The organism is Luteococcus peritonei (genome assembly GCF_039526385.1).
In the GTDB taxonomy this organism is placed as follows: Bacteria; Actinomycetota; Actinomycetes; order Propionibacteriales; family Propionibacteriaceae; genus Luteococcus; species Luteococcus peritonei.
The window spans coordinates 191,582-217,772 of the sequence record NZ_BAAAIX010000028.1 but is presented as its reverse complement, the minus strand read 5'-3'; the positions used below and the strand labels follow the sequence as shown (position 1 = coordinate 217,772).

Genomic DNA, 26,191 nt, shown 5'->3' with positions numbered 1-26,191 from the left:
CCCAACGGGGGTCCTCCCTTCACGTCAACCCGCAAACTGTCATGAACGTCCCTGCCACCAACACCTAGTCGCGCGGGCCATGGCGGTGAGCGCCTGCTCGTCGGCCAGCTGCTCGGGGCGCTCCACCTCGCCCGAGAGCACGTGGTAGAAGACGGCATCCACCCGGGCCGGGTCCACACCGCAGGCCTGCGCCCAGGCCAGGCGGTAGATCGCCAGCTGGGTCGGGTCGGAGGGCTGGTTCGCGGTCTTCCAGTCCACCACCTGGTAGTCGAAGCCCTGCTCGGGCGAGCCCTCGTAGACCGCGTCGATCCGTCCGCGCAGCAGGGTCTGGTCCAGCAGCAGCACGAAGGGCACCTCCACCTGCAGCGGCTGGCGCAGCGCATAGGGGCCGGCCTCGAAGGCCTTCACCAGGCGGTGCAGGGCCAGGTCCGACTCGGTCATCTCCGTGCTGGGCCAGTCCTGCGGGTCGATCAGACTGGCCAGCCCGAAGCGACGCTCCACCCACTCGTGGAAGCGGGTGCCCAGGGTGGCCGCCGGGGAGACCGGCTTGGGCACCGGCCGCACCAGCGAGGCCGCGAAGCCCTGCGGATCGCGCCGCGAGGCCATCAGGGCTGAGGCGGACATCGCCGAGGGCATCGGCACCACCACCTCGTCGCTGTCCCCCGCCCGCGCCTCGGCCAGCAGCTGGTCGATCTCGGCATCCCAGCGCGCCACCAGGGCCTCGTGGTCCAGGGTGAGCTCGCCGTCACCGGACTCGTAGCGCCCGGTGCTGCGGCGCCGCTCACGGGCTGCCTCCACCAGCTCCGCGGCGAGCAGTCGCCGCGAGCGGGCGTCAGGATCCGCCTCCACGGGCCAGGTCACGGCGGCGCCCGGTGCCGTCGCGGGGTTCTCCTCCCCGGCCGGCGGGGCCACCGCCATCACGTGCCCCTGACGCTCGGCCTCCTGGGCGATGGTGGTCAGGTAGCCGGCGATCTTCTTGGGCCGCAGCAGACCCGGGCGCCAGACGTGGCCGGTGGCGGTCAGCTGGTCACGGGCCCGGGTGATCGCCACGTAGGCCAACCGGTCCTCGCTGAGCCGTTGCGCCTGTTTCAGCTCCGCGCCGTAGGCGGTGAAGGCCGCGTTGGTCACGTCGCCCAGCTGCGGGATCGAGTCGGCGTCGCCGCGCAGCTCGGCGGGCAGCGCGGAGGCGTTCTTGGTCCAGTTGTCGCTCACCCTGTCCGAGGGGAAGGTGCCCTCCACCAGCGCGGGCAGGTAGACCACGTCCCACTCCAGGCCCTTCGAGCGGTGCACGGTGAGCAGCTTGACCGAGTTGCGGTCGCTCGGTGTGGCCTGGTCCAGCCCGGCACCGTGCTCCAGCTCGGCATCCAGCCAGGCCAGCAGCCCGGACAGCGAGGCATCGCCGTCCACGTCGGTGTACTCCGCCACCGCATCGGTGAAGACGGCCAGCTGGGCCCGGCGGTTGGAGCGGGCCAGTTCCTCGGTGGCCGAGAGCTCCACGTCGAGGCCCAGGGTGGCGACCACGCGGCGCACCAGTTCGGTCACCGGTTCGTCGGCATGGCGACGCAGCGCCGCCAGCTCGGCGCTGAAGGCAGCCAGCCGCTCGCGGGCCTGGTCGCTGAAGGGCAGCGGGCCGGGACTGTCCACCGCGTCGAGCAGGCAGACCACCTCGCTGGGGTCCAGCTCGGCGATCGCCTCGGCCAGGTCGGAGTGCAGGTCCACCTCCGCAGGACGGTCGGGACGGGCCTCACGGGAGAGTTCCACGGCACGGCGTCCCAGCAGTGCGAGGTCGCGCGGGCCGAGCCGCCATCGGGCGCCGCTGAGCAGGCGCACCACCTCCGGGTTGGCGGTGACGTCGTTGACCAGGGCGAGGGTGGAGACCACGTCGGCCACCTCGGGCAGCCGCAGCAGGCCGCCCAGGCCGACGATCTCCACGGGCACGTCACGCTCACCCAGCGCCGCGAAGATGGGCGCGATGTCGGCATTGCGCCGCACCAGCACCGCGATCCGCGACCAGTCGGGGCGGGTCTGGCCGCGCGGATCGCTGCCCATCGAGGCACGCCCGTCGGCCACCACCTGGTCGGCGATCCAGGCCACCTCCTCGGGCCAGGTCTCGAAGGTGGCGGTGCGCACCACCGCCTCCTGACGTTCCGGTGGTGCCACCAGCTGGATCGGTTCGTGGCCGCCGTCGGCGAGCAAGGGGTCCTGCCGCAGGCTGGTCGCCACCTGGTTGGCGACGTCGAGGATCGGCTGGCCGCTGCGTCGGTTGACGCTGAGCTGGTAGGAGTCGGCGGGGCCGCCGTCGAGCTGGGGGAAGTCGCTGGCGAACTGCAGGATGTTGCTGGCCGCCGCGCCACGCCAGCCGTAGATGGCCTGGAAGGGGTCGCCGACGGCGGTCACCGCGTGACCCCGTCCGGTGGCGGGCTGCTCGCCGCTGAACAGGCCCTGCAGCAGCTGCGCCTGGGCCGAGGAGGTGTCCTGGTACTCGTCCAGCAGGACCACCCGGAAGCGGGTGCGCAGGGCAGCGGAGACCGCCGGCACGCGACGCACCAGTTCCGCGGCCACCGCCATCTGGTCGGCGAACTCCACCAGCCCGAGCTCCCGCTTGAGGGCCTGGTAGCCGGCCACCAGGTCGAGCAGCTCGACGCGCTCCTGGGCGGAGGCCTGGGCGTCGAGCACCGCCTTGTAGGGATTGCCGCGGTTGTTGAGCGGCGCCTGGGCCAGGTGGGAGATGAAGTCGGCGGCGTGCTGCAGGATCTGCTCCCGCCCCACCAGATGGCTGGACATGTCGGAGTCCAGCTTCAGCACCCGCTCGGTGAGCGAGGCCGGCCGCAGCCGCGAGATGTGCTCGAAGGGCCCGGGGGACCCGGCCACCACACGGGAGGCGAGGCGGTAGCGGGAGGCCCCGGTGAGCATCAGCGGATCGGTCTCCACCCCGATCCGCAGGCCGTGCTCGTTGACCAGCCGCGCGGCGAAGGAGTCGTAGGTCATGATGACCTCCTCCCCGTCGGCGTCCTCCCCGTCGGGGTCCAGGACGCCGGCCCGCTCCAGCGCGGTGCGCACCCGCAGGCCCAGCTCGGCGGCCGCCTTGCGGGTGAAGGTGAGGCCCAGCACCTCCTGCGGGGCGAGCTGGCCGGTGCCCACCAGCCAGACCACTCGGGCCGCCATCACCGTGGTCTTGCCAGAGCCGGCGCCGGCGATGATGACGGCGGGCACCAGCGGTGCCGTGATGGCCGCCAGCTGCTCGGAGGAGAAACGGATGCCCAGCGCCTCGCAGAGCTCGTCGGTGTCGCGCAGCACCCGACGGGGGGTTGGCATGGGGGTGATGGTCATGGTGCTCCTCAGCGGCCGATCTCGTCGGCGGTGCGCATCGCCGGGCAGGACAGGGCGAAGGCGCAGAACTGGCAGCGCTCGCAGCGGCTGGCCGGGAAGCGCTCCTCGCGGATGGTGTGGGCGGCGGTGGCCAGGTGCTGGTGCACCCAGGTGGGGTGCTCACCGTCCTCGCCCGGGACCTCGTCGAGGCTGGGCTGGCTCAGCACCTTGGGCCAGGGCTGGCTGCCGTCCTGCTTGCGCAGGTAGACCAGCTCGGCACCGCCCACCCGGCGCTCACCGGGAGCGAGCTCGTCGAAGGCGCCCTGCTGGGCGGCCAGCTGGTAGATCCCCAGCTGGTCCATCTGGTCCACCGCCGCCTGGGTGGGCACCCTGCGACCGGTCTTCAGGTCGACGATGCGCAACCGGCCCTGGGCGTCGCGCTCCAGCCGGTCCACCACACCGGTGAGCCGCACGGTCTCCCCGTCCACCTCGACGGTGGTGGTGAACTCCACCTCGACGCCGAGCACCTCGCGGTGGCTGTTCGCCTCGTCCCAGGCCGCGAAGCGCTCCAGCGCGGCCTCGGCCTCCACGCGCTCCGAGCTGGACAGCCACTGCGCGTCGAAGCGGATCTGCTCCCAGACCTCGTCGAGGTGGCCGGTGAGCTGGTCCAGGTCGAGGTCGTCGGCCAGGGCGTGCTGGGCCAGCACGTGCACCACGGAGCCCAGGCTGGCGGCGCTGCCCCGGCTGGCCTCGGCCCGTGCCTGGCGGGCCAGGAACCACTGCCGTGGGCAGTCCAGCAGGGACTCCACCTGGGAGCCGGACAGGACGATCGGCTCACCGGGGCGGGCCACCTCCACCTCGGCCTCGGTGTAGTCGCGCACCCCCCACCAGCTGCCCGGGTTGGCGCTGGGCACCAGCGGGCGACCGGTGCGGTCGGTCTGGTCGGCCAGGCGGGCCAGCCGGGCGGCGGCCGCCTCACGCAGGGCGGGCGCGGACTGCGGATCGGTGGAGATCCGACGCAGCTCGGCCACCAGCGCGGGCAGGGTCATCGGGCGGCGGGTGCGGCCCTCGACGTGCTCCACCTCGACGCCCAGCTCGGCCAGGAAGCGTGATGGCTGGTCCCCTTCGCCCTCCACGCCCTCGACGGCGCAGACCACCAGCTGTTCAGCTGCCCGGCTGCAGGCCAGGTGGAAGAGGCGACGCTCCTCCGCGAGGACGCCGCTGGTGGGCGCCGGGGGCAGCACGCCGTCGGGGGTGAGCCGGTCCGGCTCCAGCAGGGTGCCGCGTCGGGTCAGGTTGGGCCAGGTTCCCTCCTGCACCCCCACCACGACCACCAGCGGCCACTGCTCGCCCTTGGCACGGTGCGCGGTCACCAACCGCACGCCCCGGTCGCGCAGGTCGGACTCGCGGTTGTTGTCGGCCGGAATGGCCTGGCCGGCCACCTCCGCCACCAGGGCCCGGATGCCCTTCTCCCCGACCAGCTGGGTGTCGCGGGCCGCCAGGTCGAACAGGGCGCAGACGGCGTCCAGGTCTCGGTGGGCACGGGTCGAGGAGTCGTCCGCGGCCAGCGCCTGCTCGCGCAGCAGCCGCGGCCAGGCGGTGCCGCTCCACAGCCGCCACAGCGCCACCTGCGCCGTGGCGCCGCGGGCCACGACCCCGGCCACCTCGGCCAGCAACTCACCGAGGGCCACCGCACGGCGCACCTCGGAGGGCAGCTGCCCGTCCTGGTCGGCCAGCTGCTGGGCGCTTGCGGGCTCGGCCAACAGGGCCGCCACGAGCGACGAGGAGGGGCTGGCCATCAGCGCCGCGACCGCATCGGGCTGCTCGCTGCCCAGCCGCTGCAGCTCGTGGGCGCGCAGGAAACGCCCCAGGCGGCGCAGGACCAGGCTGTCCAGCCCGCCCAGCGGGGAGCGCAGCAGACGGGAGACCGCGTCGGGCTCGAGCTGCTCGCCGCGCACCATGCCCGCGGCCACCTCCAGCCCCATCAGCAGCGGCCGTACCGAGAGCTCCTCGGCCAGGGCGATCTCGTCGCCGGCCACCTCCACCGGGATCCCGGCCGCCCCCAGGCCACGGGTCAGGGCCGGCAGGTCCCCCCGGCCGGAGCGGGTCATCACGGCCATCTCGGACCAGTCCAGGCCACCCTCCAGATGAGCCTCGCGCAGCAACTCGGCGACGTGCTCCACCATCGAGCCGAAGCTCTCGTGCACCCGGGCCCGCACCCGGCCGCGGCTGCCCTGACCCGTCGGCTGGGCGGTGGGCCCGGCGCCGTTGGCGGGCAGTCGCGCGGCCACCAGGGCACAGCTGCGCGCCACCTCCGGGGCGTGGCGATGGTCGGTGACCAGGTCGATTCGCTCACAGGGCACCAGGTCACGGCCGAAGATGCGGCCGAAGTCCACCACGCTGCGCAGGTCGGCGCCGCGAAAGGCGAAGACGGTGGTGCTGGGGTCTGCGAAGCAGACCACCTCGGTGCCCAGCTCGGCCAGGTCCGCCAGCAGGCGCACCTGCGAGGCATCGCACTCCGCGTACTCGTCGACGTGGACGGTGTCCAGCTCGGCGGCGAGCGCCTGGCGGACCGCCGGTTCCAGCAGCAGCAACCGGGTGCGGTGCACCAGCTCCGCGTAGTCCAGGGTGCCCTCGGCGTCGAGCACGTCGAGGTAGTCATCGAAGAAGTCCCCCAGTGCCACCCACTCGGGACGACCGGCGGCACGTCCGGCCTGCACCACGTCCGCCGGGTCCATGCCGAGCTGGCGGGTGCGGGCCAGCACCGCCCGCACCTCCGTGGCGAAGGCGCGGGTGGCCGCAGCTGACTGCAGGTCCTGCGGCCAGCCGGACACGTCGTGGCCGGCCAGCAGCTCGCGCACCCGGAACTCCTGCTCGGGCGCGGTCAGCAGCCGCACCTGCTCCCCCAGCAGTTCGGGGTCGGCGAAGCGGCGCACCAGGGCGTGGCAGAAGCCGTGCACGGTCATCACCTTGGGGGCCACCTGGCTGCGGCCCACCCGGCGCACCAGCCGGGCGCGCAGTTCCTGCGCGGCCGGGCGTGACCAGGTCAGCACCAGGTGGCGCGAAAGGTCTCCGTCCTGGGCGCGGGCGGCCACCGAGGCCACCAGCGTGCTGGTCTTGCCGGTGCCGGGCCCGCCCACCACCAGCAGGGCGCCGGTGCCGGCCTCGAAGCGGTGCTCCACCACGGCCCGCTGCTCGTCGTCGAGCCGCTCCGGCGCTGTGCCGGGGCCGGTCTGCGGGCGTGGGGGCGCCAGGACGAAGCTGCGTTCTGCCATGGCACCCATCCCACCACGCGCCACTGACAGTTCCGTTTCCCGCACCGCCGCAGGATCCCGGACCCGGCTGATCCGGTGCGTGGAACATGCCCAAAGGGGGGCTTTCGCGCCCCGCCGCGGTGTGGAAGGGTGGTTCGCACGGGTCGCGAAGGGCGATTCGCCGGCAAGTGCAACAGGAGTAGACATGGCAACCGGAACCGTCAAGTGGTTCAATGCCGAAAAGGGATTTGGCTTCATCGCCGTCGATGGCGGGCAGGACGACGTCTTCGTCCACTACAGCGCCATCGAGTCCAGCGGCTTCCGCAGCCTCGACGAGGGTCAGGCCGTCGAGTTCGACATCGTGCAGGGCCCCAAGGGCCAGCAGGCCGACCACGTTCGCGCCATCTGACATCACCCAGACCTGACAAGGGTCAACGTCGACCCGCGAGGGCCTCGGGAGGTTCATCCTCCCGAGGCCCTCGTGCATCCGGGTGGCGATCTGCTGGGGCATGATGGAGCCATGCCCAGCGCCGACGCCAGCTCCGTGACCACGCAGGTCGACGGCCGCACGCTCGCCCTCACCAATCTGGACAAGCCCCTGTTCGACACCGGCTTCAGCAAGGCCGAGGTGATCGACTACCTGCTGCGCGTCGCCCCGGTGGCACTGCCCCATCTGGAGGGGCGCTGCCTCACCCGCAAGCGCTTCCCGGACGGCGCATCCGCCGACGGCTTCTACGAGAAGAACCTGCCGCCCGGCACCCCGGAGTGGGTGGCGCGCCAGCAGGTGCTCGCCTCGGGCACCACGATCAGCTATCCGCTGGTGACCGGCACCGCGAGCCTGGCCTGGCTGGGGAACCTGGCGGCGCTGGAGTTCCACACCCCGCAGTGGCGCGTCGGCGGGCTGACCCGGCCGGCAGACCACGAGCTGGCCATCGACCTGGACGCCGAGCCGCTGGTGCTCAGCGACCGGCTGGTGGTCGATCTGGACCCCGGCGAGGGCATGACGATGGTGGACTCCTCGCGCGCGGCCATGGTGGTGGCCACCGAGCTGGCCGACCAGGGACTGATCCCCTTCGTCAAGACCTCCGGGTCCAAGGGCCTGCAGGTCTTCGCCCCGATCCACCCCGCACCGTGGCAGCAGGTGGTGGCCGCGGCCCGCGGTCTGGCACAGACCCTGGCCCGTCGCCACCCGCAGGTCTTCGTGGCGGTGATGGCCAAGCAGCAGCGCACCGACCGGATCTTCGTCGACTACCTCCAGAACCAGGCGGCCCGCAACACCATCGCCGCGTACTCCCTGCGGGCCAAGGACTTCGAGAGCGTCTCCACCCCGCTGGACTGGGAGGAGGTGGCCGCCGTCGACGCTCCCGGGGCGCTGGCCTTCACCGCCGGGCAGGTTCTGGAGCGCATCGAGCGAGGCGGCGACCCGTGGGCGGAGATGCTGCAACCCGGGACCGCCGGCGCACTGCCCCGCTGGAAACTGGACGACTGATCACCTCCGGCCGATTGGCACGCTGGCGCGCGGACATGATGGACTGCGGCCATGATCGACGACGACCCTGGCCAGCAGCCGCCTGTCGCGGCACCGGCCGAGGCCTCCGACCGTGACCACTTCGTCCTGGCGCCGCTGCCCTGGCTGGCCGGTGCCAGCGACCGTGGCCACCGCCACGCGCTCAACCAGGACGCGCTGGCCATCGCCGGCCGCGAGACCCCTGGGCGCGGCCGCGTGGCGGTGCTGGTGGTGAGCGACGGCGTGTCCACCTCGCTGGGCTCCGAGGTCTCCGCCGCGGTGGCGGCCGAGGTCGCCTGCACCACCCTGGTGGCGATGCTGCGCACCAAGCCCGACTCGTCGGTCGAGCAGGTGGAGGCGGACCTGGTCGACGCGGTGGCAGCCGCCAACGACGCCGTGCTCTCCACCCGGGGCCCGGGGCCCGAGCCGGGTTCCTGCACGCTGATCGCCGCGGTCGTGGACGGCAACCGGATCACCGTGGGCAATGTCGGCGACTGCCGTGCCTACTGGGTGGCCGACGACGGCGAGGCCGAGGTGCTCAGCGTCGACGACTCCGTTGCCCAGGCCCGCATCGAGCTGGGCATGAGCCGCGAGGAGGCGGAGAACGGCTTCCAGGCCCATGCCATCACCCGCTGGCTCGGCCCCAACAGCAACGACTCCTCGCCCCGTCTGGTCACCACCGAGGTCGGCGGCGCGGGCTGGCTGCTGGTGTGCAGCGACGGCCTGTGGAACTACTGCTCCCCGCCGGAGCAGATGCGTGCCCTGGTCCAGGAGGCCGCCGCCCAGAACCACGAGCAGCCCACCGCCACGGTGCAGATGCTGGTGGAGTGGGCCAACCAGCAGGGCGGACGCGACAACATCACCGCCGCCCTGTGCCGCGTCGAGGTCCCCTCCGTGGCCCTGACGGCCTGATGGCGGGGCACGGCAGGTCCACCGACTGGCTGGTGGAGGTGCACGTGGACCGGCGCTGGTACGAGCTGCGCCGCAGCCCCGAACCGATCCCTGCCCCCGGCCGGCCGCGCACCCGCGCCCTGGACGTCGACAGCCTGCTGCTGGGCCGTGGCCCCGGCCCGCAGGTGGATCTGGACCTGAGCCCGGACCACGGGGTCTCGCGCCGCCATGCCCGCCTGGTCCGACGGCGCGAGGACTGGTGGGTCGAGGACCTCTCCTCGCACAACGGCACCTGGGTGAGCCTGGACGGGCTGCGCTGCCGAGCCGGCCGATCAGCGCGCCGGTGAAGCTGGTGGCGGGCAGTGCGGTCCTGCTGGGCGGCTGGACCCGCCTGGTGCTGCGCCGCAGCTGAGCGGCCGGATCGCCGGCGGAGAACCAGGACCGCCCGGCGCGGCGCGCCCCTCGGCCGGCGGTGACGCGCGGCCTTGCCCGGGCAGGTAGGTTGGGCACGTGGAGATCAAGATTGGTGTGAACAACATCCCCCGTGAGGTCAGCATCGACGCCCAGGCGTCGGCCGACGAGGTGGAGCAGGCCCTGCGCACTGCCATCACCGAGAACGGCCTGCTGGTCCTCACCGACGAGAAGGGCCGCAAGGTCATGGTCCCGGCGAACCAGATCGGCTACCTCGACCTGGGCCAGGAGCACAGCCGCCCGGTGGGCTTCGGCAAGCTCTGAGCCACTGGACCACGAAGCCCCTGTCCTCCAACGGGACAGGGGCTTCGTCGTCTCGCGGTCCTCTCAGGCCAGGCCGAGCGATGACAACCGTTCTGCGTGCCGGGTGGCCAGCCCGGCCATCAGGTCACCGATCGCCGCCAGATCCTCGCCGCCGGAGCCGCTGCGGCCCGTGAGCAGCTCGGTCAGCGCCGGCTGTGAGGCCGAGACCCGCTGCGCCTGGCTGAGCATCTCCCCCAGCAGGCGTCGGGCGTACATGGCCAGCCGGTCTCGCTGCGCGGGATCCTCCTCGAGCACCTCGGCCAGCATCCGGCCGGGCTCGCTGGCGAGCACGCCGTCGTCGATGGAGCCGAGCAGGATGTCGCGCGAGGCCTCGTCGAGCTGCGGGCTGACGGTCTGGGCGAAGTCGCCCACCAGGCCGCCCACCACGCACAGCTTGACCAGGGCGTGGCCCCAGTCCGCGGGCGCGGTGTGGACGTTGAAGCCGTCCACCGGAGCGACGAAGGCATCCATGGCGCGAGCGATGTCGGCTCCACCGGCCTCCAGCGTCGACTCGAGCCTCCCCAGGTGGGTGAAGCGCTGCGCGGCCAGCCGGGCCAGCACCATCTTCTGCTCGACGCGGGGCGCGATGGCCGAGGCTGCGGCGGTCTGCTCGAAGGCGGCCAGGGAGGCATAGGCCACCAGGCCCAGGAGGTTGGTGCGGGGCTCGCTCTGCTTGGTCACGGGGCAAATCTAGCCGCGGCCGAATCGCTGCGCGCCGGCATTGCTGCGTGTCGAGCCGCGAATGCCGGTAGACTTGGACCGCTGCACAGTTCCGTGCGGCCGCAGGACGGTTTCCGCGTCGGCCTCCGGCCCCGCCCCACCAGGGGTGGAGGGCAGGAGTGGTCCAGGCGTCGGTCCCCTGCAGATCCTGGCCGGTCTGACGACTGGCACGAAGAAAGTCATGACTGTTGACCAATGAACTGAACGTCGAGACCGAGCGCGTCACCGCCCTGGTCGGCGACGACGTGCAGGCCGCCGCGCCTGAACCCGACATCCAGACCACCTGGGACGACCTGGGCGTGCTGCCCGAGATCCAGCAGGCGCTCGAGACCCAGGGCATCACCCACCCCTTCCCGATCCAGTCGCTGGCGATCCCGATCGCCATCATGGGCACCGACCTGATGGGCCAGGCCCGCACCGGCACCGGCAAGACCCTGGCCTTCGGCATCTCGATCCTGCAGCGCGCGCTGCTGGAGGGCGACGAGGGCTATGACGAGCTGGAGATGCCCCCGGGCAAGCCCCAGGCACTCGTGATGTGCCCCACCCGTGAGCTGGCGCTGCAGGTGAGCAAGGACCTGCAGGTGGCCTCCACGGTGCGCAAGGTGCGCGTGCTGACCGTCTACGGCGGCGTCGGCTACGAGCCCCAGCTGGAGGCCCTCGAGAAGGGCGTCGACGTGGTGGTGGGCACCCCCGGTCGCCTCAAGGACCTGGCCGACCGCGGCAACCTGGACCTGTCCTGGCTGCGGATGCTGGTGCTGGACGAGGCCGACGAGATGCTGGACCTGGGCTTCCTGCCCGACGTCGAGCGCCTGATCGCGATGGCCCCGGCCGACCGCCAGATGCTGATGTTCTCGGCCACCATGCCGAGTGCCATCGTCGGCCTGGCCCGCGCCCACATGCACCAGCCGATCAATGTGCGTGCCGAGGGCCACGATGCCCAGGCCACCGTGCCGGACACCACCCAGTTCGTCTACCAGTCGCACAACCTGGACAAGCCCGAGATCATCGCGCGCATCCTGCAGAGCCGTGACGTGGACAAGGTGATGGTCTTCTGCAAGACCAAGCGCGCCGCCCAGCGGCTCTCCGACGACCTGGAGGACCGTGGCTTCGCCGCCGCCTCGATCCACGGCGACCTGAACCAGGCGATGCGCGAGAAGGCGCTCAAGAAGTTCCGCGCCGGCGAGGTGAAGGTGCTGGTGGCCACCGACGTGGCGGCCCGCGGCATCGACGTCACCGGTGTCAGCCACGTGGTCAACCACGAGTGCCCCGAGGATGCCAAGACCTATGTGCACCGGATCGGCCGCACCGGCCGCGCCGGCGCCAAGGGCGTGGCCGTGACCCTGGTGGACTGGGCCGACATCGTGCGCTGGAAGGTCATCAACAAGGCCCTCGAGCTGGACTTCGACGACCCGGTGGAGACCTACTCCACCTCCCCCAACCTGTACTCCGACCTGGACATCCCGGAGGGCACCAAGGGCAAGCTGGCCGGCGCCGTGCCGAAGGACCGCCCGAAGCGGGACGACCGCGACGGTGGCCGTGGCGGACGTGGTGGCCGTGACGGTGGCCGCGGTGGCCGTCGCTCCGAGGAGCGCGAGGATGGCCGCGAGCGTCCCCGCGAGGAGCGCAAGGAGCGCCCCAAGCGCAGCCGTCGCCGCCTGAAGAACGGCGAGCCGCTGGCTGAGGGCGAGCAGGCCACCACCCCGTCCACCGGGCAGCCCGCCTCCGAGCAGGCCACCGGTGACAAGGCGGCCGGTGAGGGTGCCTCGAAGCCGCGCCGTCGCCGCCGTTCCCGCGGTGGCCGTGGCCGCGGCACCGGCGAGGGGGGCGGCGAGCAGTCGCAGGCTCCCAGCACGGAGGCCTGAGCCGCAGCAGACGACCAGGAGGGCGTCCCCGCACGGGGCGCCCTCCTGCTGCGTCCAGCCGCCTTCGCCCGGCGCTCACCTGTGCTCGGCGGCCGCCCAGAAGCCCAGCAGGGCGGCACCATAGCGCTCGTGCTGCTCCATCGGCAGCGAGTGGGTGCCGCCTGGCCAGGCCGTGACCGTGGCCTCGGGGCGCAGGTCGTGCAGGCGGTCCACCGACGCCTGGCCGCCGGCCAGCTCCGAGTCGAGCCCGATGTCCACCCGCAACGGCATGGTGAGCTGGCGCCACTGCTGGTCGTCGAAGGTGCGCGGCAGGGGCAGCGCGGCCGAGTAGCCACTGCTGGCCTCGTCGATCATCACCGACATCGGGCTGCGCTGCTGCACCTGTTCGGTAGTCGTGCCGCCGATCCGGGCCAGGGCGCGGTCCTTCCAGGACTGCGGCGTGGGCAGTGCCAGGACCGTGGCCCACAGGTAGGTGGAGGCGGGCAGCGGGCGGATCACGGCCACCGGTTCCACCAGCGAGAGGCTCCGCACCAGCGAGGGATGGGACAGGGCGAGCTCGGCCGCGACGGAGCCGCCAAAGCTGTGCCCCACGACGTGCACCGGTCCGGATCCCAGCGCCCGCACCGTCTCGGCCAGCCAGGCCCCCTGGTCGGCGGGCCCGGTGAGCGGGACGGACTGACTGGAATGGCCTGCGTCGCCGATCGGGTCCACGGCATAGAGGGTGCGCCGACCGATCCAGTCGGGCAGGTTCTCGGCCCACATCGCCGCCCCGCTGCTGCGGCCGGGCACGAGCAGCACCGGATCACCGTGGCCGGGGGCCTCCCAGACCAGCACTCGCACCGTGCCGAAGCTGGTGGTGACCTCCCGGGTCCGGGTGGGAGCCCGCAGCCCCGACAGCGTCTGGCGGCGGGCCTCGGCATAGCGCTGCTGGGAACCTCGGTCCCGCCAGTGGCCCACGCCCGGCTGCGTCGTGAACAGACCGACCAGCTGCACCAGGGCGAGCAGCAGCACCGCGACCACCAGCAGGGCACGCACGGGTCGCCAGACGAGTCGGGCAATACGTTTGTATTCCATGGCTTCACGATACATGTGTATTGCTAGGATGGACAGATGGAGCACGACAAGCGCGAGCAGATCCTGGCCGGCGTCTGGCAGGTGATCGCCACCGACGGGCTGGCTGCGGTGAGCGTGCGCTCAGTGGCCACGGCGGCCGGCGTCTCGCCCGGGCGGGTGCAGCACTACTTCGCCACCAAGACCGAGCTGGTGCGCGCCAGCGCCCGGGCGATGATCGAGCTGGCCCAGCGGACGCATCCGGAGACCGGCGGCTCCCCCGACCAGCGCGCCACGCTGGAGGAACTGCTGCTCCACCCCTTGGAGCCGGCCTCCAGCTCCCGGGCCGGCACCAGCATCTACTACGCCTACATCGCCGCCAGCCTGGCCGACCCGGAGATCGGCCACATCCTCGCCGAGGCGCACCAGGGACTGGTCAGCGCAGTCCGTGACTGCCTGGCGACCCAGCACCCCGACCTGCCGGACCCGGTGGCGACGGCGCGTCGACTGGTGCTGCTCTCGAACGGGGCCACCCAGGCGGTCCTGCTGGGGAGCCTGGACGCCGACCTGGCACGCGAGCTGGTCCGCGCAGCCCTGCCCACCCACCCCGGGAACCAGGAGGCATGATGCAGGAAGTGGGACATTTCAGCGTCGGAGGGCAGGACCCGGAGGAACTGCGGACGGCCCTGCGCGAGGCGGGGATCCGGCTCAACGAGTACGCCGAACTGCTGCTGGCCCGGCCCGAGATGACGACGGGCGAGCCCATGGACGTGACGCTGATGGCCTGCCGGATCGAGGAGCTGGGCCTGCCAGACGGCGGAACCCTGCCCCAGGTGTACGCCGCCGCAGCAGCCCATGGACTGGCACCCTGCCCACTGCCGACTGCCGCCCACCTGCGCCTGCAGCACCACGAACGGCCCTCCTCTGAGCCGGCCCTGCGCCGAGGCCGGCCACCCGAGGGCGCCCTGTACGTGGCAAGCCCTCCCCTGTCACAGGATCCGGAGCTGCCGCGCGGCTTCTACCTGCGCACCGTCCAGGGCGTGCGGTGGTTACGGGGCTACCGCTGCGACGACGAGTACGTCCATCCGCCCGAGTCGTGCCAGGTCTTCCGACTGGCCTGATGCGAGCTCCGGCACCGCCAGCGCTTCCTGCCTCACAGATTCGACGCGCCCGCCAGGTCCACCTCCTCGGTCACCAGACCGGTGACGATCAGTCCTCGACTGGTGAACCAGTCCCACAGCTGCTCAAGTCGCTTGCTCATGGTGCCAGAATCTGTGATCAAATGATCACGTGCAACGATCAATTCGGCAGAAGATGATCATCCGGGCGCTCGGCCAGCAGCCGATCTCCGTGGACACCCTGGCCCGCCTGACCGGCGCCTCCCCGGTGACCGTCCGGCGCGACCTGACCGACCTCGAGGGCCACGGTCTGCTGCGCCGGGTGCACGGCGGAGCCGTGGCGGTGGACCTGCGCGGCCGGCCGCTGCCCTATGCCCTGCGCGCCGCCGAGAATGCGGACGGCAAGGCCGCCATCGCCGCCACGGTGGCCGGACTGGTCAGCGATGACATGTCCGTCGTGCTGGACAACGGCTCCACCGTCGTGGCGGTGGCCGAGGCGCTGGTCGGCAGGCCGCTGACCGCGCTCTGCCTCTCGTTGCGTACCGCCGTCGCGCTGGGCGCCTCTCGTGAACCCACCATCGTCACCCCGGGTGGACCGGTGGCACCGGAGAGCCTGCGCGCCACCGCCTCGGCATCCCTGGTGGCCCTGGACGGTTTTCGCGCCGACCTGGCGGTGGTGGGTGCCTGTTCGGCCACCCCGACCCAGGGGCTGACGGTCACCACCTACGAGGATGCGCAGATCAAGAAGGCGATCCTGGCCGCCTCGGCGCGAGTGGTGCTGGCCGCCACCGGCGACAAGCTGCAGCGCACCTCCAGCTTCCGCTTCGGGAGCCTGGAGGACCTCGATGACCTGGTCACCACGCGTGACGCTCCCCCGTCCGCACTCGACGCGTTCCGCGAGGCCGGCGTGCGGGTGCACCTGGCCTGACCCGCGAGCGCGCCCCTGCCCGCGCCGCCACCTGCGGGCACCGGTGCACACCGGCGGACGCGGGGGCCATTTCCCTGCTCCATTTGAGTTTCCTCGCCAGCACCCCCAAGCTGGTCCTATCAGTTGAAATTTCAAGCATCAGATGGAGTTCCCCATGTTCGCATCCCTTCCCCGCCCCGCACGCGACTTCGCCCTGCTGGGCTCCCGGATCATCCTCGGCGTGATCCTGATGGCCCACGGCTGGCAGAAGTTCACCGAGTGGGGCATCTCGGGCACCACCGCCAACTTCGACAAGATGGGCGTCCCGATGGCCCAGCTGGCCGCGCCCTTCACCGCCACCATCGAGCTGGTCGGCGGTCTGCTGCTCATCCTGGGCCTGTTCACCCCGATCGTCTCCCTGCTGGTGATCGGCAGCATGGTCGGTGCCTGGTTCTTCGCCCACCGCGGCAACGGCATCTTCGCCTCCAACGGCGGCGGTGAGCTGGTCTGGGCGCTGGCCGCCTCGGCGCTGGCCCTGCTGCCCGGCGCCGGCCGCTTCAGCCTCGACTACCTGCTCTTCGGTCGCAAGCGCGCCGAGCACCAGACCCGCACCGGCGCCACCACCGCCGAGCGCGAGCTGGCCGACGCCCGCCGCTGACCCGACAGCCGGCCCACAGCACCACGGCAGCACGAGGGGCCCCGACCGTACGGTCGGGGCCCCTCGTCGTGCCCAGTCGGCTCAGTAGTCCATCTGCATGGCGGCCCGCACCTCGGACAGCGTCTGCTCGGCGATCTCGTTGGCGCGACGGTTGCCCTCGCGCAGCACGTCGCGCAGGTGCCCCGGGTCGGCGGCCAGCTCGGCGCGCCGCGCGCGGATCGGGGCGAAGTACTCGTTGATCGACTCGGTGACCAGCTTCTTCAGACCGCCGCCACCCGCATCACCCAGCTCGTCGGCGATCTGCACCGGGTCGCCACCGGTGGTGAGTGCCGCGAGCATCACCAGGTTGCTGACCTCGGGCCGGTTCACCGGGTCGTAGCTGATGTGGCGCTCGGAGTCGGTCTTGGCCCGCTTGATCAGCTTGGCGGTCTCGTCGGCGCTCATGCCGATCTCGATCACGTTGCCGCGCGACTTGCTCATCTTGGTGCCGTCCAGGCCCAGGATCGCCGGGGCCGGGCTCATCAGGGCATCGGCCTGCGGGAAGACGGGTTGCTGGGCGCCCTCGGGGCGGCCGTAGCGCTCGTCGAAGCGACGAGCGATCACCCGGGTGATCTCGATGTGGGGCAGCTGGTCCTTGCCCACCGGCACCAGGTTGGCCTTGCAGAACAGGATGTCGGCGGCCTGGTGCACCGGGAAGGTGAGCATCAGCCCGGACATCGGACGGTGCGGGTTGTTGGCCAGCTCGTCCTTCACCGTGGGATTGCGGTGCAGCTCCGGCACCGTCACCAGGCTCAGGAAGGGCAGCAGCAGCTGGTTCAACGCGGTCACCGCAGAGTGGGTGAAGATGGTGGTGCGCTCCGGGTCGATGCCGCTCGCCAGGTAGTCAGCCATGCCGTTGAGCACGTTCTCCTGCAGCTGGCCCACGCCGTCACGGTCGTAGATCACCTGGTAGTCGGCCACCACCAGCATGGTCTGCACGCCCAGGTTCTGCAGCCGCACGCGGTTCGCGATCGAGCCGAAGTAGTGCCCGATGTGCAGCTTGCCGGTGGGCCGGTCGCCGGTCAGCATCCGGAACTTCGAGGGGTCGGTGGCGATCTGCTGCTCGATCTGCGCGCTGCGCTCCAGCGAGCGGTTCAGCGAGGCGTCGCTGATCTCCTCGCTGAGCTCGTCGGCGGCGTCGATCGCGGTCGTGTCCTCGGTCATCGTGATTCCTTTCCGCGCCGGTGCACGGCTCCCCAGACATGCGCAAGGGCCGCCGTCACCGGCAGCCCTTGTGTGTCCTGTGCAGGGTTCAGAGCCGCCCGACGGACGGCCACCAACCCTGCCTGATGTTCATGGCGCGAGCCTAGCAGCAACGACGAGGGCGCCCTGCACCGCAGGGCGCCCTCGTCGGGGAGCTGGGGTGGACGGCTCAGGCGGTGCCGCCACGCAGCCGGATCCGACGCAACATCTCGCGGTAGGCGGTGTCGCGGGTGAGGCAGGCGCCCAGCGGGTTGTTGCGCTTGCCGAGGCCGTGGTAGTCCGAGCTGCCGGTGCGGATCAGACCGGTGCGGGCGCCCAGCTGGAAGAGCAGCTCACGGGCGCGCTCGTCGTGGTCCGGGTGGTCCACCTCGATGCCCTCCAGGCCGTGCTCCACCACCAGACGCTCGATGACGGCGCTGGTCAGCACCTCCTCGTTGCCTCGGCCCCAGGGGTGGGCGATCACGGCGATGCCGTGGGCGTCATGGATCAGGTCGATGGCGCGCCCCAGCTCACAGGCGTAGCGGGGCACGTAGCCGGGCTTGTCCTGGCGCAGCCACTTGTCGAAGGCGTCGTCGCGGTGCTCGGCATAGCCCTTCGCCACCATGGCGTCGGCCACGTGCGGGCGGCCGATCGACGGCGAGGCGCCGGCCGCGGCGACGATGTCGTCCACGGTCATCGGCATGCCGAGCTCGGTGAGCCGGTCCGCGAAGAGCTTGAGCCGGCCGGTGCGGGCCACCCGGATCTTGGCCAGCTCGGCCACCAGCTCCCGGTTGTAGGGATCACAGCCGTAGCCCAGCAGGTGGACCGGACGCCCGTCGAAGTTCGTGGACATCTCGATGCCCGGCAGCACGGTGACGCCGATCCGCTTGCCGGCCTCCACCGCCTCGGGGATCCCGTCGAAGGTGTCGTGGTCGGTCAGGGCGATGACGTCCAGCCCTGCCTCCATGGCCTTGAGAACCAGTCGGGTGGGCGTGTCGGTGCCGTCCGAGACGACCGAGTGGGTGTGGAGATCGATCCGCATGGACCCATCATGCCGGAAGCCCGGCGGGCGCGGGAGGAGGCGGTCCGGCAGGCGATTGTGTCATGGCTCACACCGCCCGCTCCGCACTGCCTCCTCCCGGCTGGTTCAGGCGACCAGGGCCCGCACGGTGCGCAGGCCCACCGACATCCGCGCCAGGTCGGGCTCGGAGTCCATGATCTGGCCCAGCATGGTGCTGCGCTGCTCGACGCCCGGGGTCTGCTGCCACCAGGCCTCGACCACCTCGTCGGGCTGCTGCCCGCCGCCGGCCAGCTGCACGGCCTGGGCGGCCAGCTGGCTCTGGGCGGCCAGCATGTCGTCCCGGATCGCGGAACGCGCCATGGTGTCCCATCGGTTGGTGCGCGGCAGCTGCTCGATGCGCGCCAGCAACCGGCCCAGGCCGAGCCGCTCGGCGAGCTGGAAGAAGACCTTCGCCACCAGCACCAGGTCCTTGTCCTGCTCCTGGGCGATCGCCACGCAGGCGGGCAGCAGGTGCGCCCACTGCGCGCCGACCGCCACCGTCGCCAGGTCCTGGTCCACCCCCTCGCCCACCAGCATGTCCAGCTGCGCCCGGTCGGCCTCGCGGCCCTGGTCGGTGAGCAGCTCGGGCAGCTGGGCGAAGAGCTGCTGGACGCCGTCGTGGTAGGTGTCGATGGTCTGCTGGATGTCCAGCCCGCCCGGGTTGCGGTGCAGCAGCCAGCGGGTGCCCCGCTCCACCAGGTGGCGCAGCCGCAGTCGCATCTCGGTCTGGGTCTGGGCGCTCATGGCGGCCCGCTTGGTGTTCACCTCCACACGTCCCGCGTCGAAGATGCTGCGCGCCGCCAGCTGGGCGCGCACCACGTCGGCCGGCTCGGCGCCGGTCTCCTCGCACAGCCGGTGGCAGGCGGTCATGCCCTGCGAGTTCACGAAGCGGTTCACCGCGACGGTGGTGATGATCTCGCGGTGCAGCCGGTGCTCACCCATCCGGTCGCGGTAGCGCTCCCGCAGCAGCGGCGGGAAGTACTGCACCAGCCGGTCCGCGACGAAGGGGTCGTCGGGCAGGTCGGAGGCCAGGATCCGGTCGGCCAGCCAGATCTTGCTCCAGGCCAGCAGGGTGGCCAGCTCCGGTCCGCTCAGGCCGCGACCGTCGGAGATCCGCTGCCTCATGGTGGCGCTGGTGGGCATCGCCTCGATGGCCCGGTCCAGGTAGCCCTCCTCGGTGAGCTGGGTCATCCAGGCCTCATGCGTGCTGGCGAAGTCCGGGGCCTGCTGGCGGGCATTGGCCAGGGCCAGGTTCTGGTCCACGTTGTGGCTCAGCACCAGCGAGGCGACGTCGTCGGTCATCTGCGGCAGCAGGGCGTCGCGCTCGGCCTTGTCCAGCCGGCCCGCGGCCACCTCGTTGTCCAGCAGGATCTTGATGTTGACCTCGTGGTCGGAGGTGTCCACACCGGCGGAGTTGTCGATGAAGTCGGTGTTGATCCGGCCGCCCTTGAGGGCGTACTCGATGCGGCCGAGCTGGGTCCAGCCCAGGTTGCCGCCCTCCCCCGCCACCTTGGCGCGGATCTGGCCGCCGTCCAGCCGGACCGCGTCGTTGGCCTTGTCACCGACCTCCTGGTTGGTCTCCTTGGAGCCCTTCACGTAGGTGCCGATGCCGCCATTCCACAGCAGGTCCACCGGGGCGGCCAGGCAGGCGCGGATCAGCTCGGTGGGGGTCATCCGCTCGACGCCCTCGGCGATGCCCAGGGCCTCGCGCATCTGCGGGCTGATCTCCACCGACTTCGCGCTGCGCGGGAAGACGCCACCTCCCTCGCTGATCAGCGAGGCGTCGTAGTCGGCCCAGGTGGAGCGCGGCAGGTTGAACAGCCGCACCCGCTCCTCGTAGGAGCGCTCCGCGTCCGGGTCGGGGTCCACGAAGACGTGCAGGTGGTTGAAGGCCGCCACCAGCCGGGTGTGGCGCGAGAGCATCATGCCGTTGCCGAAGACATCGCCGGACATGTCGCCGATGCCGACGCAGGTGAAGTCCTCCTCCTGGCAGTCGAGACCCAGCTCGCGGAAGTGGTGCTTGACGCTCTCCCAGGCGCCGCGGGCGGTGATGCCCATGGCCTTGTGGTCGTAGCCCACCGAGCCACCGGAGGCGAAGGCGTCGCCCAGCCAGAAGCGACGCTCCACCGCGATCTGGTTGGCGATGTCGGAGAAGGTGGCGGTGCCCTTGTCCGCAGCCACCACCAGGTAGGGGTCGTCGGCATCGTGGCGCACCACTCGCTTGGGGCCCACCACCCGGGAGTCGACGATGTTGTCGGTGACGCTGAGCAGGCTGCCGATGAACAGCCGGTAGCAGGCCTTGCCCTCCTCCAGCCAGGCCGCGCGGTCGGTGGCCGGGTTGGGCAGCTGGCGGGCGAAGAAGCCGCCCTTGGCGCCCACCGGGACGATCACGGTGTTCTTCACCATCTGGGCCTTGACCAGGCCCAGCACCTCGGTGCGGAAGTCCTCGGGACGGTCGGACCAGCGCAGGCCACCGCGGGCCACCTGCCCGAAGCGCAGGTGGACGCCCTCGATGCGCGGCGAGTGGACGAAGATCTCGAACTCGGGACGCGGTTGCGGCGCCACCGAGATCTCGCGCGGCAGCAGCTTGAGCGCCAGTGCCGGGGCGTCGGAGCTGTAGTGGTTGGTGCGCACCGTGGCCATGATCACCTCGGCGAACTGGCGCAGGATCCGGTCGTGGTCCAGCACCTCCACCCCGTCCAGCGCCTCGGTGATCTGCTCGCGCACCTGGTCGGTGAGCTCGGAGCGCTCCCCCTCCAGGTCCGGGTCGAAGCGGGTGCGGAAGAGCTCCACCAGCAGCCGCGCCACCTCGACGTTCTGGCGCAGCGCCTGGGCCACGTAGCCGATCGAGAAGCCGCTGCCCAGCTGCTGCAGGTAGCGGGCGACGGCGCGCAGCACCAGCACCTCGCGCCAGGTGAAACCGGCCTCGCTGACCAGCGCGTTCAGCGCGTCGACATCGGTACGCCCCTGCCAGGAGGCCTCGAAGGCCTCGGTGAAGCGGTGCCGTGCCGCCTCGTCCCAGCCTTCGCGCCCGCCGGGCAGGCCCAGGCCGAAGTCGTAGACCATTGCCTGCTCACCGCGCAGCACCACCTCGAAGGGGCGCTCGTCGGTGACCCGCACCCCCAGGCTGGCCAGGTGGGGCATCACGTCCTGCAACTGCATCGCAGCCCCCACCCGCATCACCTTGAGGCGCAGGTCGCTGATGTCCTCGGCGTCGTCCGGGGCGTACATCGCGAAGGACATCCCCGCCGGGGTGTCGATCCGGTTCAGCGCTCGCAGGTCGGCCAGGCCCTGCCGGGCGGTGTAGACCTCCTTGTAGGAGTCCGGGAAGTCGATGCCGCGCTGGTCGCTGGGAACCAGCGCGCGGGCCTGCTCGACGAAGTCGTCGTCCCAGTGGTGGGTGGCCGCGGTGAGCTGGCGCTGCACCTCCTCGACGTCGTACTCCGGGGCGTCGGAGGGGGTCTCCAGGGTGAAGACCAGACGGGCCAGCACGGACTCGCTCACCCGCGCCTGGTACTCGATGGAGGTGGCGCCGGTGGCGCGCTTCAGGATGGCCATCATCCGCTCGCGCACCGCGGTGTTGTAGCGGTCGCGCGGGAAGTAGACCAGCGCGGTGAGTCGGCGGCTCCAGCGACCCGGGCGCACGAACAGCCGCACCTGGCGTCGCTCCTTGAGCTGCATGATGTGGGCCACGATGGGCTCGAGCTCCTCGGCGGTGGCCTGGAAGAGCTCGTCGCGCGGGAAGGTGTCCAGCACGCTCCAGATCGCCTCCGCACCGTGGCTGTGCTCCTCGAAGCCGGAGTCGGCCACGATCTTCTCGGCCTTGGCCCGCAGCACCCCGATCTGGCGCACCGACTCGGTGTAGGCCCGCTGGCCCAGCAGGCCCAGGAAGCGGCGCTCGCGCACCGGGCGCCCGGCCTCGTCGAAGCTGCGGACGCCGATGTAGTCCATCAGCGCATTGCGGTGCACCGGGGCGCGGCGCACGTCCTTGGTCATGGCCACCAGCAGCACCTTGTCGCGGGTGGGCACCGCATTGAAGTCGTCGGGCTGCTCGTTGCCCCGCTGGATGCCCAGTCCGGTGCCGGGCACCGGCTGCCAGGTGCCGTCGGCCAGCTCGTACTCGCGGTAGCCCAGGAAGGTGAAGTGGTCGTCGTGCAGGTAGCGCAGCAGGGCGACCGCCTCGTCGCGCTCCGCCTCGCTCGTGGCGGCCGGGGCGGACTCCAGCTCGTCGGCAATGGTGGCCATGGTGCGGGCCATCGGCTCGAAGTCCTCCACCACCAGGCGCAGCGCCTGCAGCCGCTCGGCCAGCAGGGCCTCCAGCTCGCGGGCCGCCTTCTGCTGGTCCGAGCCCAGCGGCGGGGTGGCGAGCACCCCCACCCAGCTCTCCGAGATGCCCTCGGGCAGGTCCTCCAGCTCGGCACGCACCAGGCGACCCTGGTCGTCGCGCACCACCGCGAACTGGGGGTGCAGCAGCTCGACGATGGTCCACCCGGTATTGGTCAGCGACTGCGCGATGGTGTCCACCACGAAGCGGCGGTCGTCGGTGACCACCTGGACGTGGCTGGCGCCGGCAGCCTGGGCGTCGGGCACGTCCACCCGCACCAGGTCGGTCTGCGGCGCCCGCACCGTGCCCAGCTCCAGCTGGCGGGCGAGCAGCCGCCCCAGGACCTCGGGGTCGAGGGCGGCAAGGTCCTCGTCGCGCACGTGCAGCAACCAGCTGGCCACCAGGGGGCGCAGCCGCTCCGGCCGCAAGCCGCTGCCATGGCTCTGCAGCTCGTCGGTGAGGTGGTCGAGGATGGAATCGCGTGCGTCACGCCCTGGCATGTGCCTGCTCCCTGGATAGCTCGTCGACCCTCGACAGGCCTTGTCAAGGGCGCTTCCGCGGCTCCGCTGCCGCCACCGCCCAGCCTAGCGCCGGGCCAGAACTTTTACAGCAGGTGGAGCACGCCGCGTGAACATCCACAGCCGGCGGCCGGCCGACCCGCAACAATGGGGGCATGGACATCTCCTCCCGCCTCGACTTCGAGGCCGACCCCAAGACCGTGTACCAGATGATGACCGACAAGGGCTGGCTGGAAGAGCTGGTCTCCCGGGTGGATGCGGCCAGCCACACCATCGACGTGGCCGGTCCCACCACGCGGGTCAGCATGGCCGTCAACGCCCCCGAGGAGGTGCGGGCCTTCATCGGCGCCACGATGGACATGGTGCAGACCGTGCAGTGGAGCGATGCCGCCGCCGACGACTCGCGCACCGGCACCCTGGTGATCGAGGTGCCCGGCAAGCCGGTGACCATGAATGGCGACGCCCGGCTCTACCCCGGCGGCCGCGGCACCGTCGTGGAGTACGCCGGCGAGCTCAAGGTCAACGTGCCCTTCGTGGGCAAGAAGATCGAGCAGCAGGCCGCCCCCTACGTCAAGCAGGCCATCGACGCGCAGCAGCAGGCCGGCGACGACTGGCTGGCCGCCCGCAGCTGACGTGCCCCGGGAAGCATGACGGGGGCCGGCCATGGTGGCCGGCCCCCGTCGCTGTCCCGAGTCTGCCGGGAGTTCGGCTCAGTCGTCGGTCTCCACGAAGGAGTCCTCGCCCACCAGGGCACGGACCTCGTCCGCGGTGGCCGGGGTGGCGACGACGAAGTCGATCTCCTCGTCGTCGTCCTCACCGGCGAAGCGCTCCTTGATCAGCGCCACCTCGTGGCCGGCACCGTCCAGCAGCTCGGCGGCCTCGATGGCCTCCTGCTCGTCGTCGAAATGGATCCGGGAAACCATCAGCTCGCCTTCTTCTTCGTGGTCTTCTTCTCGGCCTTGTCCTCGGCGGGCTCCTGCTCACCGGCGGCCTGCTTGCGCTTGGCCTTGGCGGCCTCGACGCTGGCGCGCAGCGCGGCCACCAGGTCCACCACCTCGCCACCGGCGGGCGAGGAGGTCTCCTCGTCGGCCTCGGCCACCGCGACGCCGGCCAGCTTGGCCTGCACGACCTCCTCCAGCGCCTCGCGGTAGGAGTCGGTGAACTGCTCGGGGGTGAAGTCACCCTCCATCTGGGTGATGAACATCTCGGCCATGCCCACCTCGGCGTCGGTGGCCTTCACCTCGTCAGAGGGGGCGGCGAAGGAGTTGTCGCGCACCTCGTCGGGCCACAGCATGGTGTGCATCACCAGGCAGTCGTCCTTGGGCCGGATCAGGGCCAGCGACTCGCGCGAGCGCAGCGCCACCTTCACCACGGCGGACTTGCCGGTCTTGCGCAGGGCATCGCGCAGCAGCACATAGGGCTTCGCACCCGGCCCCTCGGCTTCCAGCACGTAGGACTTGTCGAAGTAGGTGGGGTCGATCTCCGACTCGTCGACGAACTGCACCACGTCCACGCTCTTGGTGGTGGTCAGCGGCAGCTGGTCCAGGTCCTCCTTGTCCAGGATCGCCATCCGGCCGTCGGGTGCCTCGTAGCCCTTGCCGATCTCGGCATAGGGCACCTCCTCGCCGCACTTCTCGCAGACGCGCTTGTACTTGATCCGGCCGCCGTCGGCGGGATGGACCTGCTTGAAGGAGATGTCCTTCTCCTCGGTGGCGCCGTAGAGCTTGACCGGGATGGTGATCAGGCCGAAGGAGATGGCGCCTTTCCAGATTGAACGTGGCATGTCAGCCATCCTCGCCCAGGACGGCCAGTTCTTCCACCGAGTGCCACAGCAGGTCATGGCTGCGCAGCATTCGCTGCACCTCGTCCAGCTCCCAGGCCTGGTCCACGTCGAGCCCGGCCACCTGCTGCGAAAGTCCTTGTGGCAGGGGGTTCGCGGGGTCATCGGCGAAGAAGGCCGAGACCTGGGCGCGCGTCAGCCGCCCCAGCAGCACTCCCCCGTTGTGGGCCTCGTTCTGCTCTGGGCGCAGCACTCCGGGATCCACCTCGGCGGCCAGCACCAGGCGCTCCCCGTGGTGCGACAGGCCCCACAGCGAGGCCAGCTGGGCGCAGGCGTGCTCCGCGTCCTCTGCGTCGTGGACCCCCTCGAGGTTCGCGAGCAGCTCGTCGGTGACGCTGAAGGCCTGCAGCTCGCCCAGGTCCTCGGCGCGCCACAGGGCGCGGGCCTGCTCGGTGCTGACGGGGACGAGGACCAGGGTGCGCTTCATGGCGCCCAATCTAGCCACTGTTCCCCGGCCCGGCGGCGACCTCGCCCGCCCTGGTGCCATGATGGCGACGAGGAGGCTGCGATGAGCCCGTTGCGCGACTACCTGGCCTGGCACGAGGACTACCGGGATCCCGATTCGGCCCTCTCCCGACGCCTGCGGCAGGTGCAGCAGGTGGTGGAGGACTTCTACGACCGTACGCCCGGACCGGTGCGGGTGATGAGTTCCTGCGCCGGTCAGGGCGACGACCTGCTGGGGGTGCTGGCCCGTCGGCCGGACCTGGTGGAGCGCACCAGCGGCAGCCTGCTGGAACTGCATCCGGGCAATGCCGCCGTGGCCCGGCAGCGCATCGAGCGCCTCGGGGCCCGGCTCGAGGTCCGTGAGGTGGACGCGGGACGCAGCGAGTCCTATGCCGGCACCGTCCCGGCAGACCTGGTGCTGCTGGTGGGGATCATGGGCAACATCAGCGAGCAGGACGTCGCTCGGCTGGTCCGCAGCTCGCCGCAGTTCTGCGCCGCAGGAGCCACGGTTGTCTGGACCCGTGGCGACCAGCAGCCGGACCTGTGCCCCAGCATCCGGCAGTGGTTCGGGGCTGCGGGTTTCACGGAGGTGGCCCATCATGCCCGGCTGGAGGGCACCGCCATGACGGTCGGCGTACATCGCTTGGTCGGCGAGCCGGAGCCACTGGTGCCCGGCCGGCAGTTGTTCACCTTCCTGCGCTGACCCCGCCACGGGCACCGGGCCCTGGGGACGG

Annotated in this window: 22 protein-coding genes; 12 read left to right on the top strand and 10 right to left on the bottom strand. The window is 71.5% G+C overall.

The annotated features are described in order from the left end of the window. Nucleotides 1–39: 39 nt before the first annotated feature. Complete coding sequence (locus ABD073_RS12690) at nt 40–3,330, bottom strand: ATP-dependent helicase (RefSeq protein ID WP_343875137.1); 3,291 nt, start codon at nt 3,328–3,330, stop codon at nt 40–42. 8 nt (nt 3,331–3,338) lie between these two features. Beyond that, the gene (locus ABD073_RS12685; RefSeq protein ID WP_343875136.1) at nt 3,339–6,584 is read right to left on the bottom strand and encodes an ATP-dependent helicase; all 3,246 of its coding nucleotides are present in this window, start codon (nt 6,582–6,584) and stop codon (nt 3,339–3,341) included. 184 nt (nt 6,585–6,768) lie between these two features. Here ABD073_RS12685 and ABD073_RS12680 point away from each other — a divergent pair, with 184 nt between their 5' ends. The 5 genes from ABD073_RS12680 (at nt 6,769) to ABD073_RS12660 (ending at nt 9,696) form a co-directional block, all read left to right on the top strand. Next, nucleotides 6,769–6,972, top strand: a complete 204-nt coding sequence (locus tag ABD073_RS12680; protein WP_343875134.1) for a cold-shock protein — start codon at nt 6,769–6,771, stop codon at nt 6,970–6,972. Nucleotides 6,973–7,083: 111 nt separating this feature from the next. After that, nucleotides 7,084–8,052, top strand: a complete 969-nt coding sequence (gene ligD, locus ABD073_RS12675) for a non-homologous end-joining DNA ligase (protein ID WP_343875132.1) — start codon at nt 7,084–7,086, stop codon at nt 8,050–8,052. Between the two features lie 51 nt (nt 8,053–8,103). After that, nucleotides 8,104–8,982, top strand: a complete 879-nt coding sequence (locus tag ABD073_RS12670) for a PP2C family protein-serine/threonine phosphatase (RefSeq protein WP_343875131.1) — start codon at nt 8,104–8,106, stop codon at nt 8,980–8,982. Further along, nucleotides 8,982–9,308, top strand: coding sequence for an FHA domain-containing protein (locus ABD073_RS12665; RefSeq protein ID WP_343875129.1), 327 nt, complete (start codon nt 8,982–8,984; stop codon nt 9,306–9,308). The genes ABD073_RS12670 and ABD073_RS12665 overlap by 1 nt, the downstream gene beginning before the upstream one ends. A 163-nt stretch (nt 9,309–9,471) precedes the next feature. Further along, nucleotides 9,472–9,696, top strand: a complete 225-nt coding sequence (locus ABD073_RS12660) for a DUF3107 domain-containing protein (RefSeq protein ID WP_343875127.1) — start codon at nt 9,472–9,474, stop codon at nt 9,694–9,696. A 63-nt stretch (nt 9,697–9,759) separates the two neighbouring features. Here the strand turns inward: ABD073_RS12660 and ABD073_RS12655 are convergent, their stop codons facing one another. Next, nucleotides 9,760–10,416: a ferritin-like fold-containing protein gene (locus ABD073_RS12655; RefSeq protein WP_343875125.1), complete on the bottom strand. Its 657-nt coding sequence runs from the start codon at nt 10,414–10,416 to the stop codon at nt 9,760–9,762. A gap of 269 nt (nt 10,417–10,685) precedes the next feature. Here ABD073_RS12655 and ABD073_RS12650 point away from each other — a divergent pair, with 269 nt between their 5' ends. Then, the gene (locus tag ABD073_RS12650) at nt 10,686–12,317 is read left to right on the top strand and encodes a DEAD/DEAH box helicase (RefSeq protein WP_343875157.1); all 1,632 of its coding nucleotides are present in this window, start codon (nt 10,686–10,688) and stop codon (nt 12,315–12,317) included. 75 nt (nt 12,318–12,392) lie between these two features. Here the strand turns inward: ABD073_RS12650 and ABD073_RS12645 are convergent, their stop codons facing one another. Beyond that, nucleotides 12,393–13,391 carry an alpha/beta fold hydrolase gene (locus ABD073_RS12645; protein ID WP_343875123.1) on the bottom strand — a complete coding sequence of 333 codons (999 nt, stop codon included), beginning with the start codon at nt 13,389–13,391 and terminating at the stop codon, nt 12,393–12,395. 36 nt (nt 13,392–13,427) lie between these two features. Here ABD073_RS12645 and ABD073_RS12640 point away from each other — a divergent pair, with 36 nt between their 5' ends. From ABD073_RS12640 to ABD073_RS12625, 4 genes are all read left to right on the top strand, one after another. Further along, nucleotides 13,428–13,994, top strand: a complete 567-nt coding sequence (locus ABD073_RS12640) for a TetR/AcrR family transcriptional regulator (protein ID WP_343875121.1) — start codon at nt 13,428–13,430, stop codon at nt 13,992–13,994. Then, a complete protein-coding gene (locus ABD073_RS12635; protein ID WP_343875119.1) occupies nt 13,991–14,488 on the top strand; it encodes a hypothetical protein in 498 nt (165 codons plus the stop codon). Before ABD073_RS12640 ends, ABD073_RS12635 begins: the two co-directional genes overlap by 4 nt. A 193-nt stretch (nt 14,489–14,681) precedes the next feature. Beyond that, complete coding sequence (locus tag ABD073_RS12630; protein WP_386751562.1) at nt 14,682–15,413, top strand: DeoR/GlpR family DNA-binding transcription regulator; 732 nt, start codon at nt 14,682–14,684, stop codon at nt 15,411–15,413. Nucleotides 15,414–15,567: 154 nt separating this feature from the next. Beyond that, the gene (locus ABD073_RS12625) at nt 15,568–16,050 is read left to right on the top strand and encodes a DoxX family protein (RefSeq protein WP_343875117.1); all 483 of its coding nucleotides are present in this window, start codon (nt 15,568–15,570) and stop codon (nt 16,048–16,050) included. 81 nt (nt 16,051–16,131) lie between these two features. Here ABD073_RS12625 and trpS read toward each other — a convergent pair whose 3' ends face one another. From trpS to ABD073_RS12610, 3 genes are all read right to left on the bottom strand, one after another. After that, nucleotides 16,132–17,253, bottom strand: coding sequence for a tryptophan--tRNA ligase (trpS, locus tag ABD073_RS12620; RefSeq protein ID WP_343875116.1), 1,122 nt, complete (start codon nt 17,251–17,253; stop codon nt 16,132–16,134). A 208-nt stretch (nt 17,254–17,461) separates the two neighbouring features. After that, nucleotides 17,462–18,313: a PHP domain-containing protein gene (locus ABD073_RS12615; RefSeq protein WP_343875114.1), complete on the bottom strand. Its 852-nt coding sequence runs from the start codon at nt 18,311–18,313 to the stop codon at nt 17,462–17,464. A gap of 105 nt (nt 18,314–18,418) precedes the next feature. Further along, complete coding sequence (locus ABD073_RS12610; RefSeq protein WP_343875113.1) at nt 18,419–23,155, bottom strand: NAD-glutamate dehydrogenase; 4,737 nt, start codon at nt 23,153–23,155, stop codon at nt 18,419–18,421. A gap of 173 nt (nt 23,156–23,328) precedes the next feature. Here ABD073_RS12610 and ABD073_RS12605 point away from each other — a divergent pair, with 173 nt between their 5' ends. Next, nucleotides 23,329–23,805 (top strand): DUF2505 domain-containing protein, encoded by a 477-nt coding sequence (locus tag ABD073_RS12605; RefSeq protein ID WP_343875112.1) that lies wholly within the window; start codon nt 23,329–23,331, stop codon nt 23,803–23,805. Between the two features lie 78 nt (nt 23,806–23,883). Here ABD073_RS12605 and ABD073_RS12600 read toward each other — a convergent pair whose 3' ends face one another. From ABD073_RS12600 to ABD073_RS12590, 3 genes are read right to left on the bottom strand one after another with little or no spacing between them, the layout of a single operon-like run. Next, on the bottom strand, nt 23,884–24,096 hold the full coding sequence (locus ABD073_RS12600; protein ID WP_343875110.1) for a hypothetical protein: 213 nt from the start codon (nt 24,094–24,096) through the stop codon (nt 23,884–23,886). Further along, nucleotides 24,096–24,956 (bottom strand): non-homologous end joining protein Ku, encoded by an 861-nt coding sequence (gene ku / locus ABD073_RS12595; protein ID WP_343875108.1) that lies wholly within the window; start codon nt 24,954–24,956, stop codon nt 24,096–24,098. Before ku ends, ABD073_RS12600 begins: the two co-directional genes overlap by 1 nt. Nucleotide 24,957: 1 nt before the next feature. Beyond that, on the bottom strand, nt 24,958–25,440 hold the full coding sequence (locus tag ABD073_RS12590; protein ID WP_343875107.1) for a DUF6912 family protein: 483 nt from the start codon (nt 25,438–25,440) through the stop codon (nt 24,958–24,960). An 81-nt stretch (nt 25,441–25,521) separates the two neighbouring features. On the opposite strand from ABD073_RS12590, the gene ABD073_RS12585 reads away from it, so the two are divergent. Beyond that, the gene (locus tag ABD073_RS12585; protein ID WP_343875105.1) at nt 25,522–26,160 is read left to right on the top strand and encodes an SAM-dependent methyltransferase; all 639 of its coding nucleotides are present in this window, start codon (nt 25,522–25,524) and stop codon (nt 26,158–26,160) included. Nucleotides 26,161–26,191: the final 31 nt, after the last annotated feature.